The organism is Photobacterium atrarenae (genome assembly GCF_024380015.1).
In the GTDB taxonomy this organism is placed as follows: domain Bacteria; phylum Pseudomonadota; class Gammaproteobacteria; order Enterobacterales; family Vibrionaceae; genus Photobacterium; species Photobacterium atrarenae.
This window is the reverse complement of the sequence record NZ_CP101508.1, coordinates 2,026,421-2,041,139: the sequence shown is the minus strand read 5'-3', so window position 1 is coordinate 2,041,139 and position 14,719 is coordinate 2,026,421. Positions and strand designations below refer to the sequence as shown.

Annotated in this window: 12 protein-coding genes and 1 pseudogene; 11 read left to right on the top strand and 2 right to left on the bottom strand. The window is 52.1% G+C overall.

What is annotated here, in order from left to right; translation table 11 throughout:
* Positions 1-4 precede the first annotated feature (4 nt).
* The 5 genes and pseudogenes from NNL38_RS09700 (at position 5) to NNL38_RS09680 (ending at position 3,479) form a co-directional block, all read left to right on the top strand.
* Positions 5-439, top strand: a complete 435-nt coding sequence (locus NNL38_RS09700; protein ID WP_255387845.1) for a YeeE/YedE family protein — start codon at positions 5-7, stop codon at positions 437-439.
* A gap of 342 nt (positions 440-781) precedes the next feature.
* The gene (locus NNL38_RS09695) at positions 782-943 is read left to right on the top strand and encodes a hypothetical protein (protein WP_255387844.1); all 162 of its coding nucleotides are present in this window, start codon (positions 782-784) and stop codon (positions 941-943) included.
* A gap of 162 nt (positions 944-1,105) precedes the next feature.
* Complete coding sequence (locus NNL38_RS09690; protein WP_255387843.1) at positions 1,106-2,302, top strand: amino acid permease; 1,197 nt, start codon at positions 1,106-1,108, stop codon at positions 2,300-2,302.
* A gap of 395 nt (positions 2,303-2,697) precedes the next feature.
* A pseudogene (locus NNL38_RS09685) lies at positions 2,698-3,074 on the top strand (ATP adenylyltransferase family protein); the annotation flags it as partial.
* 36 nt (positions 3,075-3,110) lie between these two features.
* A complete protein-coding gene (locus NNL38_RS09680; protein ID WP_255390611.1) occupies positions 3,111-3,479 on the top strand; it encodes an ATP adenylyltransferase family protein in 369 nt (122 codons plus the stop codon).
* A gap of 93 nt (positions 3,480-3,572) precedes the next feature.
* On the opposite strand, the gene fusA is transcribed toward NNL38_RS09680, so the two are convergent.
* Together fusA and NNL38_RS09670 are read right to left on the bottom strand one after the other, a co-directional pair.
* Positions 3,573-5,660 carry an elongation factor G gene (gene fusA, locus NNL38_RS09675; RefSeq protein WP_255387842.1) on the bottom strand — a complete coding sequence of 696 codons (2,088 nt, stop codon included), beginning with the start codon at positions 5,658-5,660 and terminating at the stop codon, positions 3,573-3,575.
* Between the two features lie 388 nt (positions 5,661-6,048).
* A complete protein-coding gene (locus tag NNL38_RS09670) occupies positions 6,049-6,507 on the bottom strand; it encodes an RNA methyltransferase (RefSeq protein WP_255387841.1) in 459 nt (152 codons plus the stop codon).
* 231 nt (positions 6,508-6,738) lie between these two features.
* Here NNL38_RS09670 and NNL38_RS09665 point away from each other — a divergent pair, with 231 nt between their 5' ends.
* The 6 genes from NNL38_RS09665 (at position 6,739) to pgl (ending at position 14,709) form a co-directional block, all read left to right on the top strand.
* On the top strand, positions 6,739-8,562 hold the full coding sequence (locus NNL38_RS09665; protein WP_255387840.1) for an extracellular solute-binding protein: 1,824 nt from the start codon (positions 6,739-6,741) through the stop codon (positions 8,560-8,562).
* A 55-nt stretch (positions 8,563-8,617) separates the two neighbouring features.
* Positions 8,618-9,703 (top strand): microcin C ABC transporter permease YejB, encoded by a 1,086-nt coding sequence (locus tag NNL38_RS09660; RefSeq protein WP_255387839.1) that lies wholly within the window; start codon positions 8,618-8,620, stop codon positions 9,701-9,703.
* Positions 9,704-9,708: 5 nt separating this feature from the next.
* Complete coding sequence (locus tag NNL38_RS09655; protein WP_255387838.1) at positions 9,709-10,725, top strand: ABC transporter permease; 1,017 nt, start codon at positions 9,709-9,711, stop codon at positions 10,723-10,725.
* A 3-nt stretch (positions 10,726-10,728) separates the two neighbouring features.
* Positions 10,729-12,321 carry an ABC transporter ATP-binding protein gene (locus NNL38_RS09650; RefSeq protein ID WP_255387837.1) on the top strand — a complete coding sequence of 531 codons (1,593 nt, stop codon included), beginning with the start codon at positions 10,729-10,731 and terminating at the stop codon, positions 12,319-12,321.
* Positions 12,322-12,493: 172 nt separating this feature from the next.
* Entirely contained in the window at positions 12,494-13,993 is a 1,500-nt protein-coding gene (gene zwf, locus NNL38_RS09645) for a glucose-6-phosphate dehydrogenase (RefSeq protein WP_255387836.1), read from the top strand.
* Positions 13,993-14,709 (top strand): 6-phosphogluconolactonase, encoded by a 717-nt coding sequence (gene pgl / locus NNL38_RS09640; protein ID WP_255387835.1) that lies wholly within the window; start codon positions 13,993-13,995, stop codon positions 14,707-14,709. The genes zwf and pgl overlap by 1 nt, the downstream gene beginning before the upstream one ends.
* Positions 14,710-14,719 lie beyond the last annotated feature (10 nt).

Here is a 14,719-nt window from a genome sequence, read left to right as displayed (position 1 = left end):
TGTGATGTTTTTCAATTTGATTTCCCGACTGGTTGCTTTAGGGGCTGGCTTGTTATTTGGCACGGGCATGATGGTGTCCGGGATGGTCGATCCGGCCAAAGTGATTGGCTTTTTGGATCTAGCGGGTGACTGGGATCCGAGCCTGGCATTTGTGATGGGCGGCGCATTGCTGATATTCGCCCCGGCGTATGGGCTGCTGATCCGCCGTCGCCCTCAGCCGCTTTGTACTACTGAGTTTCACTTAAGCCAGAACAAAGCAATTGATGGCCGATTGATGGGCGGCTCGGTGCTGTTTGGCCTGGGCTGGGGGATTGCCGGCATTTGTCCGGGACCGGCAGTCACCTCGCTGTCAGGCGGCAGTTTTGAAATGCTGGTCTTCGTCGTCAGCATGATCTTCGGGATATGGGTAAGCAGTTTGTTCACTAAAAAGCGTGAATAAGACACAGCGGTTACTCTTGAGCGAGGATGATTCGGCTGATCTGAGCAAGGTGAACGCATTTATAGTCAGGCCATGACTTCAGGCGTTCACTTCAGCGGGTCGTCTGCAATGAGCGTGAAAGTGCTCTAGCCGATCATTGGTACGTGCTACGCATGAGAAAGGCAGTGAATGATGATGAAGTCAATTAAGCACTAGTTTTTCATAAATGGGATCTTATTTTTCATTATCGGTTGTTGTGGTTTGTACTTCAGCTCTATAAGTTGCTAATTGACCGAACGAAAATAGAATAATCAAAGGATGATTGTTCTGAAATCCACGATATCGTTTTTTGGAGTACGATAAATGACACATCATTCGCCTGGGCTGCGAATAACAGCGATGAACCGCCTGACCTCGGTGCTCAGCACCGTGAAGCGCTTATATTGCCAATCTTATCGCTTTCCTGCGTTTACCTCCCAGTATTACGGTTTTCTGACCGTCTCTCGATTTAGCTTTTCACGCTAATTTTTTGTCTGTGCCCTTTTGGGTTCTATTCACCAGTTTGAAATGAACACTGCTGACCACAGTGACATTCTGGAAAACCAATGCATAGACAAAACTGATCCTGGCCTCAGTATTCTGATGCTGGAAAACCCTTTTTAGACCCTTTTTTCAGAGATTATTGTTGTGAATTTGAAGTTATTAGGAAGCTCGCTGATCATCGCGGGCACTGCGCTGGGTGCAGGTATGCTGGCGATCCCTATGGTGCTGGCGCAGTTTGGCTGGCTGTGGGGCACCTTGATGATGCTATTCATCTGGATGGGAACCACCTATGCCGCTTTGCTGTTGCTGGAAGCCAGCATTAAGTCCGGCGGTGGGATGGGCATGAATAGTATTGCCCGCAAAACATTAGGGAAAGGCGGCCAGCTGGTGACCAATGGCTTACTCTATGCTTTGTTGGTGTGCCTGTTGATGGCCTATATCATTGGAGCCGGTGACCTGGTGCGTAAATTACTGTCCGGTATCGGGCTTGAGCTGACAATGGTTCAAAGCCAGATTGCCTTTACCTTGCTGTCGGGGGCTGTGGTTGCCGCCGGTACCGCGGTAATTGATAAGCTTAACCGGGCATTGTTTGCCGTGATGGTGGTAATGCTGGCCGTGACACTGATGTCGCTGGTGCCAACCATGTCGATGGATTATCTGCTGGTTGCCAGTAGCGCCGACAAGCTGGCTCTGGTGAAGACCAGCTCAGTGCTGTTTACCAGCTTTGGTTTCATGGTGGTGATCCCGTCCCTGGTCTCTTACAACCAGGAAGCTTCCCACCGACAGCTGAGAAACATGGTGATTTTCGGCTCATTGATCCCGCTGTTTAGCTACCTGTTGTGGCTCTACGCGGTAATGGGCAACTTATCGCCGGCGCAGATGGGCACCTTCGGCAATGTATCTGAATTGATTGCGGCCCTGGGCGCGAACCATCGCATGATTAGCGCAGTCCTGTCTGTCTTCACCGGTTTGGCGCTGCTGACCTCTTTCTTGGGAGTGGCGATGGCCCTGTTTGATCAGAATGTCGACACCTTCAAGCAAAACAAAGCCGTGACTTATGTGCTGACCTTCATTCTTCCGCTGATGGGAGCGCTGTGGGCGGCAGATAAATTCCTGGCGGTGCTGGGTTATGCGGGAATTATTCTGGTCTTCCTGGCGGTGTTTGTGCCGATGGCGATGACGATAAAAGTACGGCGGGGGCCGGAACTGCCGGTTGCCACAAAAGCTGCTCAAGAGAGCCAGGCAGTCACTGCCGAAAGTTATCAGGCGGCTGGGGGGCATCTGGCCCTGGCTATGAGCTTCCTGTTTGGTTGCTTCCTGCTGGCGGCTGAGCTGGTCTAATTCTCTCACCTGATTGAGGCACGGCAAAAAGGGCGCTTACCGCGAGGTAAGCGCCCTTTTTTCAGAGATTGATTGTTGAAATAGGCGGGCATGAAGGTTTGACCGAACGCTCATGCCCGTGTGATAAACTTGGTTTGACCGAACGAAGTTTATCCGGCTTCGTTTTTGGAGTATTCAGGGAATAGAATAAGAAGCCTGTTTTTCAACGCCGTTGATAATACAAATTTTCTGCTGTGACGGCTATCAATTGCCGGATTTGTGCATCAATGGAACCTGCGTTAAAGTGTAAACTAATGCATACACATGCTTGAGAAATCAACAAGCTATCGGGGAGAGTGAGAGGCGAGGTGCCTCAGTCTCCATTCGGGCTCTGGTGGTGTGAGAAGGATAAGTGAATGTTCTGGATGCAAGCGGAGAAAGTCACGCAGCGGGCGTTGGAAAGTGGCGCGCTGATGCCGATCACGACGGAAGCGGAAATGATGTCGGAAGCGGGCACAAAATTTTTCGGCTACGTCGTCACCCCCAATGCCAGTAAGAAGCCCATTGCACTGGCTCCGGGTGCGAATCCTTTCCTGCCTTATGAGCCATCCATGTACGTGGCTCAGGCCGGTTCGGCCCATGTTTGCCTGCTCAACAAGTTCCCGTGCTCTCGCCACATTTGCTGATTTGCTCAAAAGACTTCGTGTCGCAATCGGCTCCTCTGACCCAGCAGGATTTTCACGCCTGGTTACTTGGTTTTACCAGCGATGATGTGCTGGGTTTCTATAACAGCGGGCCTATCGCCGGGGCGAGTCAACCGCACCGACACATGCAACTGGTCAAAGCCAATATCCCGCTCGAGCCATGTATCATCAGCGGTCAACTACCGTTTCATCATGTGCTGTACCCGCAGCAGAGTCTGGATGCCAAGACTTTACATCAATCTTATCTTGATGCCTTGGTGCGTTTGTCTTTGATGGATGAAGATGGGCGGGAGAGTGCCGCGTGTTTACCCTATAACATCCTGCTGACAGCACGCTGGATGCTGGTGTTGCCGCGAAGCCAGAATAATATTGAGAAAGTGTTTGCCAATGCGCTCAACTATAGCGGCCGTTTTTTGGTGAAGCGGCCTGAGCAGCTGGCGTGGTTGAAACAGTACGGTCTTTTCCGGTATTTGACGGAGTGTAGCGTGGGATAATGGTGGGGGATACTGAGAGGGTGCCATGTGATGTTGTAGATAAAAATAACCCCGGCACCGGGCCGGGGTTATCAAAGAGGGCGTTAAGAAAAATTATTTCTTAGCGTCTTTCTCTTTTTGCTCTGCAATCACTGCTTCAGCAACGTTCGCAGGACATGGTGCGTAGTGAGAGAACTCCATAGAGAACTGACCACGACCAGAAGTCATTGTACGCAGAGAGCCGATGTAGCCGAACATTTCAGACAGTGGTACATCACCTTTGATGCGCACGCCAGTTGTACCAGCTTGCTGATCTTTGATCATACCACGACGACGGTTCAGGTCACCGATAACATCACCAACGTGATCTTCCGGAGTGAATACGTCAACTTTCATGATTGGCTCAAGCAGCTGTGGACCCGCTTTAGGCATAGACTGACGGAATGCGCCTTTTGCAGCGATTTCGAAAGCTACAGCAGAGGAGTCAACTGCGTGGAAGCCACCGTCGAACAGTTCAACTTCAACGTCCAGCGTTGGGAAGCCAGCCAGGACACCGTTGTCCATCATGCCAGCAAAACCTTTTTCGATTGCAGGCCAGAATTCTTTAGGTACGTTACCACCAACAACAGTTGAAGAGAACGTGAAGCCTGAGTTTGGCTCACCTGGCTTGATGCGGTAGTCGATCTTACCGAACTGACCAGAACCACCAGACTGCTTCTTGTGCGTGTAGCTGTCTTCGATTGGCTGTGTGATTGTTTCACGGTAAGCAACCTGAGGTGCACCTACAGTCAGCTCAACACCGTGAGTACGCTTCAGGATATCAACTTTGATGTCCAGGTGAAGCTCACCCATACCTTTCAGGATAGTTTCGCCAGTCTCGTCGTCAGACTCAACTTGGAAAGATGGATCTTCTGCAACCATCTTACCCAGGGCAACACCCATCTTCTCAGAAGCGCCTTTGTCCTTCGGAGTAACAGCGATAGAGATTACTGGATCTGGGAAGATCATTGGTTCCAGAGTACATTCGTGCTTAGGATCACACAGCGTGTGACCAGTCTGAACGTTCTTCATACCAACAACGGCGATGATGTCACCAGCTTGTGCTGAATCGATCTCGTTACGCTCGTCGGCGTGCATCTCAACCATACGGCCAACACGCTCAGTTTTACCTGTTGCGCTGTTCAGGATGGTGTCACCCTTCTTCAGTTTACCAGAGTAAATACGGATGAAGGTCAGGGCACCGAAACGGTCGTCCATGATCTTGAACGCCAGAGCACGCAGCGGCTCGTCTGCAGAAACAGTTGCAACTTCACCAGTTGGCTCACCAGTTTCTTTGTCAGTCAGAGGCTGTGGGTTAACTTCTGTTGGTGCTGGCAGGTAGTCAACAACAGCGTCCAGAACCAGCTGGATACCTTTGTTCTTGTATGCAGAACCACAGTAAGTTGGGAAGAATGCCAGGTCACGAGTACCTTTACGGATACAACGCTTGATGTCTTCTACAGAAGGCTCTTCACCTTCCATGTAAGCTTCCATCAGATCGTCGTCCTGCTCAACAGCAGTTTCGATCAGCTCTTCACGGTAAGCAGCAGCGTCATCAACCATATCCGCAGGGATATCAGTGATTTCGTAGTTTTCTGGCAGACCAGAGTCATCCCATACGTATGCTTTCTGGCTCAGTACGTCTACAACACCGACGAAGTCATCTTCAGTACCGATTGGCAGCGTCATCACCAGTGGTGTTGCACCCAGAACTTTCTTAACCTGGTCACAAACTTTGTAGAAGTCTGCACCCATACGGTCCAGTTTGTTCACGAAGATCAGACGAGATACTTTAGATTCGTCAGCGTAACGCCAGTTCGTTTCTGACTGAGGCTCAACACCACCAGAACCACAGAATACACCAACACCACCGTCAAGTACTTTCAGGGAACGGTAAACTTCAATGGTGAAGTCAACGTGTCCTGGAGTATCGATGATGTTCAGGCGGTGGTCGTTCCAGAAACAGGTTGTCGCAGCAGACTGGATTGTAATACCACGCTCTGCTTCCTGCTCCATGAAGTCAGTAGTAGAAGTACCGTCGTGAGTATCACCAATTTTGTGGATTTTACCAGTCAGCTTCAGGATACGCTCGGTACTGGTAGTTTTACCCGCATCTACGTGCGCGAAAATACCAATGTTTCTGTATTTAGATAAATCTGTCATTGTTTTTCTCTATAAACAATTACTGTCACTATTCGGTGGGGGAGTATATCACTGATTTAGGCAAACATGACATAGCTCATTTAAGATTAAATGAACATTTGTTTGTTTTTGCTCCGTCTTTTTCATATTTCTGGCTTAAACGCTCAAGAAAACCACAGGATCGGTTTGGTGATAGAACAATCTATGGGAAACGGCTTTCACTCATGCCCTTTCGTGATTGAGATCACCGTTCTTGTGTCTTGAAGTTTGGCCATTCACGGCTAAATCGGATTAAGTCTAGTCTGAGAAAGCCTAGCCTACCAGTGTGACACTTCTGCGATCCCGGTTCGTTGGACAGGTCCGTTTGGTGAAGCCGCCGTGGGTTGTTTTTGAAGCCCCGTGCCGGTGCTTATTTGTGATTCGAGAAGTTGTCGCCTTTGGCTAGGCGATCATACAAAATCACATTCACTGCTGCAGCCAGGTTCATACACCCCTGGGTTGGCACGTAAATGGTTTCCCGGCAAAAATCGGTGATATCTTTCTTTAACGTGTTGTCTTCCGGGCCGAAAATATAAAAGGCCCGCTTAGGGTGTTTATATTTGGGTAGCGGCTTGGCCCCTTCAATCAGATCGACGGCGACCGGTACACAATCCAGCGGGATGATGTCTTTTAAGTCCTGTACCCCGATCAGCGGAATGTCGTGGTGGCTTCTATAGGTATCGGTGCAAAACTGCCGTGCTAAATCATAGCGGGTACCGGTATAAAAGACGGAGTTCACGCCGTAGCAGCCCGCCGCCCGCATGACCGACCCCACATTCTCAGGCGTTTTCGGGTTAAATAGCCCGACACAGGCGTAGCCTTTGCTCATATCGTGTCTATCATCAGTAGGAAACAGAGCGCGTCATTATACGGATTCTGATCCAAAATGCAGGTCCGGCACAGCGAAAGGAGGGGTCCAAGTCTGTATTACAAGCGGCACTATTTCATACAAACTGATGGTTAACATTGTTGAAACCTGATTCCTGTCCTATCGTAGAAGTATGAAAAGCTGAACTTTTTCACGGACATCCTCAAGGAAGGATAAAGCAGGGAGGGGCGGATGCAGATCATCATTTCATCGTGGCTGACAGCCGGACTGGCACTTGGCACAGCCTTCAGTCTGCAGGCTGCAGATGTGATTGAGTCTACCAGCCTGGTCGGGTTTGGCGAGGCCAAGTACCCCAGCAATTTTACCCATTTTGATTACGTTAATCCGGACGCACCCAAAGGCGGCGCAGTGACATTTGCGCAAGTTGGCACTTACGATAGTTTTAACCGTTATGCCAGCCGGGGCGTTTCAGCAGCCGGGGCCGATGAAATTTATGACACCCTATTTGTGGCCTCGACCGATGAAATCGACAGCTATTATCCGCTGATAGCCGAGAAAGTGCGCTACGCTGATGATTTTTCCTGGATGGAAGTGGACATCAACCCCAAGGCCCGCTTTCACGATGGTCACCCGATCACCGCTGAGGATGTGGCGTTTACCTTTGATAAGTTTATGAAAGAAGGGGTGCCGCAGTTCCGGGTCTATTATAAGGACGTCAAGTCGGTGACCGCGAAATCAACCCTGACCGCCCGGATCGACATGGCTACACCGAATCGGGAAATGTTGTTCTCGCTGGTGCAGGGAATGAACGTGCTGCCGCAGCATTTCTGGCAGGACAAAAACCTCAGTGAGCCACTCACCACACCGCCGCTTGGCAGCAGTGCTTACCGGGTGACGGATTATCAGCCCGGTCAGAGCGTCACCTATAGCCTGGTGGATGACTACTGGGCCAAAACGCTGCCGGTCAATGTCGGTCGCCATAATTTTGCGTCCAAACGCTATGACTATTACCGCGACGAAACCGTGACCCTGGAAGCATTTAAAGCCGGGGAATACGATTTTCGCCAGGAGAATGTAGCCAAGTTTTGGGCCACCATGTACGAAGGCACGAACTTCGATCAGGGTTATATCGTCAAAGAGGAGATCCCCCACGAGATCCCTCAGGCGATGCAGGCTTTTGTCTTCAATACCCAAAGTGTGTATTTCCAGGACGCGCGGGTGCGTGAGGCACTCAGCTATGCGATGGACTTCGAGTGGATGAACAAAACGTTGTTCTATAACCAATACACCCGAACCCGCAGTTATTTCCAGAATACTGATTATGAAGCCAGGGGCTTGCCAAGCGAAGCCGAACGAGCAGTGCTGGCGCCTATTAAAGACAAAGTCCCGCCGCGAGTGTTCACCGAGGAATATCAGCCGCCGGTTACGGATGGCTCTGGCCGGATCCGCAAACAGATGCGGACCGCGCTGCAATTGATGAAGCAGGCGGGCTGGGAGGTGAAAAACCGGGTGATGACGAACCTGAAAACCGGCGAGCCGTTTGCATTTGAGTTGCTGATCTACAGTCCGACCACTGAACGGCTGGCGATCCCGATCCAGAAGAATCTCAAGCTGATGGGTATTGAGATGAAAATTCGCACCGTGGATACCACCCAGTTTACCAAGCGCCTGCGGGACCGCGACTTTGATATGGTTTCGGGCGGCTACAGTGCGAATCCGTACCCGAGCCCGAACCTGATGATTGCCTGGAACAGTCAGTATATCGACAGCACCTATAACACGGCAGGGGTCAACGATCCGGCGATTGACTACCTCACCACGGAAATCGCCAAGCATCAGGAAGATCCGCAAGCCTTGCTGAGTTTGGGCCGGGCACTGGATCGGGTGTTGCAGTGGAATTTCTTTGTGATCCCGCAATGGCACATCAGTCAGTTCCGGGTCGCGACCTGGAATAAGTTTGCCCGCCCGTCGGTGCGGCCGAAGTATGCGTTAGGGCTTGATACCTGGTGGATTGATTCCGCCAAGATCGCGAAGCTGCCCGAAGCGCGACGTTAAGTGAACCGATAATCACCGGACAGCACTTGCTGCCAAGCCGTAGGGATCAAGGAAGATGTCAGCCTATATTATTCGTCGTTTATTGTTGGTGATCCCCACGTTGTGGGCGATCATCACCATTAACTTCTTTGTGATCCAAATCGCGCCGGGCGGCCCGGTCGAGCAGGCTGTGGCGAAGCTCGAAGGGCGCAGCTCCGGGATCATGGAGCGCTTTACCGGTGGCGGCCAGGAAGTTCAGGCCGTGGCTTCAGATGAGAACGGTAGCGGTTATCGGGGCTCCCGCGGGCTGGATCCGGAGGTGGTGGATGCCATCAAGCAACAGTTCGGCTTTGATAAACCGCTCCATGAGCGCTATTGGGAGATGCTGAAGAACTATGCCACCTTTAACTTTGGGGAGAGTCTGTTTCGCGGCGGCAATGTGATTGATTTGATTATCGATCGACTGCCGGTCTCGGTTTCGCTCGGGCTCTGGAGTACCCTGATCATTTATCTGGTGTCCATTCCGCTCGGGGTCGCCAAGGCGATTCATCACGGTTCGCGGTTTGATATCTGGAGCAGTGCGGTGGTGATCGTCGGTTATGCCATCCCCGGTTTTCTGTTTGCCATTTTGCTGATTATCTTTTTTGCCAGCGGCAATTACTTCAGCTGGTTTCCGCTGCGGGGACTGGTGTCGTCCAATTTTGACCAACTGGCCTGGTACCAGCAGATTCTCGATTACTTCTGGCACCTGGCGCTGCCTATTTTCGCCATGGTGATTGGTGGCTTCGCGACCTTGTCGATGCTGACCAAAAACTCCTTCCTCGATGAGATCAACAAACAGTATGTGGTGACTGCGCGGGCCAAAGGGCTGGATGAGCGTAGTATTTTGTATCGCCACGTGTTTCGCAACGCGATGTTGATTATTATCGCCGGCTTTCCAGCGGCTTTTATCAGTATCTTCTTTACCGGGGCGATGCTGATTGAGGTCATGTTCTCACTTGAGGGGATCGGTTTATTGGGATTTGAATCGACTACCCAGCGTGATTACCCGGTGGTGTTCAGCTCCCTGTATATCATGACCTTACTGGGGCTGATCCTGAACATCATCTCCGATATTACTTATACCCTGGTGGATCCCCGGATTGATTTTGAGGCGCGCTAGTGAAGATGAACCCGTTAACCAAGGAGCGATGGGCCAGATTTCGGGCCAACAAGCGGGGCTACTGGTCGTTATGGCTGTTTGGTCTGCTGTTCATGCTCAGCCTGTTTGCGGAAGTGATAGCGAATGATAAACCTTTGCTGATCCGTTTTAACCAGAGCTGGTATGTCCCGATTGTCACGGAATATACCGAAACTGAGTTTGGCGGAGAGTTTGAATCGGAAGCGGATTATACCGATCCGTATGTGGCGGAGCTTATCCAGGCGGACGGCTATATGATCTGGCCGCTGATCCGCTTTCACTACGACACCATCAACTATAACCTGCCCGGTCCGGCCCCATCGCCACCAGATGCGGTCAATTGGCTTGGTACTGATGATAAAGGGCGGGATGTCCTGGCCCGGATCATCTATGGCTTCCGGATCTCGGTGTTGTTCGGGTTCGCCCTGACCCTGATTTCAACCGTGATCGGGGTGATTGTCGGTGCCTGCCAGGGCTATTACGGCGGCTGGGTGGATCTGTTCGGCCAGCGCTTTATTGAAGTCTGGTCCGGGATGCCGACCCTGTTTTTGCTGATCATTCTCTCGAGCTTTGTCGAGCCCAACTTCTGGTGGCTGCTGGGGATCATGGTGCTGTTTAGCTGGATGGGGCTGGTGGGCGTGGTACGTGCTGAATTTCTTCGCTGCCGCAATTTCGATTATGTTCGTGCCGCACAGGCGCTGGGGGTGGGGGATGGCCGGATCATGCTGCGCCACATGCTGCCGAACGCCATGGTTGCCTCGCTGACCATGATGCCTTTTATTCTCAGCGGCTCGGTCACCACCTTAACCTCGCTCGATTTCCTTGGTTTTGGCCTGCCGGTCGGCTCGCCGTCGCTGGGGGAACTGCTGGCTCAGGGCAAAACCAATCTGCAGGCACCCTGGCTGGGGTTGTCAGCTTTTGTAGTGTTATCGATTATGCTCAGCTTGCTGGTGTTTGTCGGTGAAGCGGTCCGGGATGCGTTTGATCCCCATCATCAGAGATAAATTATGGCGAAACCATTATTAACCCTTGAAAATTTATCCGTTGGTTTTCAGACCGGCGGCGGCGTGAGTCAGGTGACGCAGGAAGTCAGTCTGTCGGTCCGCCGTGGGGAAACGCTGGCGCTGGTGGGGGAGAGCGGCTCGGGAAAGTCTGTGACGGCCAATGCCATTTTACGCCTGCTGCCGAAATCATCGACCCGTTATCTCGGCGGTCAGATCCGCTACGACGGCATCGACATGCTTTCCTGTAGCGAGCGGGAGATGCGTGGGATCCGCGGTAACCGGATCGGGATGATTTTCCAGGAGCCGATGATGTCGCTCAATCCGCTGCATAAAATTGGTCGCCAGTTGTGTGAAACGCTGGCAATTCACCACGGAACCCGGCAGCGCGTAGCAGAGCAGCGGGCGTTGAGCTGGCTGAAGAAAGTCGGGATCCGCAATGCTGAGAAGCGGATGCAGGCCTACCCCCATGAACTTTCCGGCGGGGAGCGCCAGCGGGTGATGATTGCTATGGCGCTGATCAATGAGCCGGAGCTGTTGATTGCCGATGAGCCGACCACCGCACTGGATGTCTCGGTCCAGGCCCAGATCCTTGAATTGCTGAAAGATCTGCAGCAAGAGATGGGGATGGCGATGCTGTTCATCACTCATGATCTGAGTATCGTGCGTCGTATTGCCGATCGGGTGGCAGTGATGCAACTCGGCAAATTGGTTGAAACGAACACCCGGGAGGTGATTTTTACCAACCCTTCCGATCCGTATACGGTGAAGCTCATCAACGCCGATCCCAGTGGCCTGCCAGTGCCGGTCGATGCCAAGGCCGCGCCGTTGTTCACGGTCGAAAAACTGCGGGTGTGGTTCCCCATTACCGGCGGGATCCTCAAACGGGTGAAAGATCATATTAAAGCGGTGACGGATGTTAGCTTTGTGCTGCGGCGCGGTCATAGCGTCGGGCTGGTGGGAGAGAGCGGGTCGGGCAAGTCGACCACTGGGATGGCGCTGCTCAAGTTGCTTAGCAGCGAAGGCCAGATTGAATTTGACGGTCACGATATCTCGAGGCTGAGCCGCAAGCAGATGCTGCCATATCGCAGCCGGTTGCAGGTGGTGTTTCAGGATCCGTTTTCGGCGCTGAATCCTCGGATGTCGGTGGCGCAGATCATCGGCGAGGGCTTGAAAGTGCACAAGACGCTCTCAGCTGAGGAAGAAGATGCGGTGATTTGTCAGGCGATGCGCGAGGTCGAACTGGATCCGGCGACCCGTTATCGGTTTCCGAATGAGTTCTCCGGCGGCCAGCGGCAGCGGATCGCCATTGCCCGCGCGTTGGTCTTGAAACCGGAGTTTATCCTGCTCGATGAGCCCACCTCATCGCTCGATCGCACCGTGCAGTTTCAGGTCCTGACCCTGCTGAAGAAGCTGCAGCAAAAGCACGGGCTGAGTTACCTGTTTATTAGCCATGATTTACATGTTGTGAAATCTTTGTGTCATTACACCCTGGTATTAAAGGGGGGGGAGGTGGTAGAGCAGGGAGAAACCCGGCGGTTGTTTACCGAGCCACAGCATGCTTATACCCAAGAATTGGTTAATTTGTCATCGGTTTGAGAGCGGGTTCGAACATTTAATGTCGGCGTGTGCATATGTAAAAAAACAAAATATTAGGTTTGGCCGATTAAAATAATAGGTAAAACCATGTATCTCATATTAATTTAGATGTTAATATCTCGGTCCATCAGGAACGCGTTCACCGTATTGTGTGATCTGAATGGATAAACTCATGGTTAAGCCAGAAAATAATTGCATTGTTATTTTCGGTGCGTCAGGCGATCTGACTCATCGGAAACTGATCCCCGCTTTTTATCACCTCTATGCCAACGGCCTGCTTTCGGAAAAATTCGCGATTCTTGGTGTTAGCCGCACCGAGTACTCAGATCAAGCTTTCCGGGACAAGCTCAAAGCTGCACTTGAAGCCTCAGAAAAAGTCGATGAAGCGACCCTTGACGCTTTTTGCCAGCACCTGCACTACCAAGCGCTCAACACGTCCGATGTTGAAGATTACGCGAAACTGAAGCACCGCCTCGATGATCTGGGTCAACAGAATGACACCCAAGGCAACACGACTTTCTATCTTGCGACCCCGCCAAGCCTTTACAGCGTGATCCCGGAATGTCTGGCTGCCCATGGCCTGAATGATGAATCCCAGGGCTGGAAACGCCTGATTGTTGAAAAACCGTTTGGCTATGATCTGGCGTCTGCGGAAGTTCTGGACGAGAAACTGCACCAGCATTTCAAAGAGCATCAGATTTACCGCATCGACCACTACCTGGGCAAAGAAACCGTGCAGAATCTTCTGGTGTTCCGTTTTGCCAACGGGATGTTCGAGCCGCTGTGGAACCGTAATTTCATCGACTATGTTGAGATCACGGCTGCGGAGTTCCTCGGTGTGGAAGAGCGTGGCGGCTACTATGATGGTGCCGGTGCAGTGCGGGATATGTTCCAGAACCACCTGCTTCAGGTGCTGTCGATGGTTGCGATGGAGCCGCCGGCAGCGATTAACGCCGATTCGATGCGTGATGAGGTGGTGAAAGTGATGAACAGCTTCCAGCCACTGTCGGAAAGCGATCTGCACAACAATCTGGTGCTGGGTCAGTACACGGCTTCCGATGTTCGCGGTGATCACCTGCCGGGCTACCGTGAAGAGCAGGGTGTTGCTGATGATTCCCGGACCGAGACCTATGTCGGCTTGAAAATGTTCATCGACAACTGGCGCTGGAGCGGCGTGCCTTTCTATGTCCGCACAGGTAAACGTTTGCCAACCCGAGTCACCGAAGTCGTGATCCACTTTAAGAAAACGCCACATCCGATGTTCAGCGCCAATGCGCCAAAGAACAAGCTGATCATCCGTATTCAGCCGGATGAGGGCATTTTAATGAGATTTGGCCTCAAAAAACCGGGCGCAGGCTTTGAATCGAAAGAAGTTTCGATGGATTTTCATTATGAGAGCCTGGAAGAGACCAACATGCTGACGGCTTACGAGCGTTTGCTGCTGGACTCAATGAAGGGGGACGCCACCCTGTTTGCCCGTTCCGATGCAGTTACAGCCTGCTGGAAATATGTTCAGCCGATCCTCGAGTATAAAGAGAATCCTGAGCATCTTTATGGCTATGCGGCGGGTACCTGGGGACCGAAGGAAGCTGACACACTGCTGGCCAACGACCAGCGTGAATGGCGCTTCCCATGTAAGAACCTGACAGATACCGACTACTGCGAGTTATAATGATGAATTATCAAGTATTTGAAACACCTGATCATGTCGTGACTTCACTGGCTGAAACCTTGCTTGAGTACAGCAAGGAAAATCGTCCGGTCCACATTTCACTGTCGGGCGGCAGCACGCCGGCCCTGCTGTTCAAAACGTTGGCACAAGCCCCTTGGGCCGAGTCAATTGCGTGGCAGAACCTGCACTTCTGGTGGGGTGACGAGCGTTGCGTGGGCCCGGAAGATCCGGAAAGCAACTACGGCAAAACCAAGGCGCTGCTGTTTGACCACATCGCGATTCCGGCAGAAAACATCCACCGCATCCGTGGTGAGAACTTTGCTGCGGAAGAAGCGGGTCGTTTTGCCGAAGAAATGCTGACAGAGATCCCGCAGAAAGACGGTGTGCCGGCATTTGACTGGGTGATTCTGGGCATGGGAACCGACGGCCATACGGCGTCCCTGTTCCCGGGCCAGACAGATTACGACACCACTGAGATCGCAGCCGTTGCGGCGCATCCGGAAAATCGTCAAATCCGGGTGACCAAAACCGCCCACCTGATCCGCCATGCCAAGCGCATTACCTACCTGGTGATGGGCGCAAGCAAAGCATCAGTGATTAAAGAAATTCATGACGAAGCGGAGCAAGCGACAGCTTATCCGGCTGCCCAGGTCAAGGCCATTGACGGCCTGACAGAGTGGTATTTAGATTCAGAAGCAGCCCAAGAGCTAGCGTGAGGAGTATGAA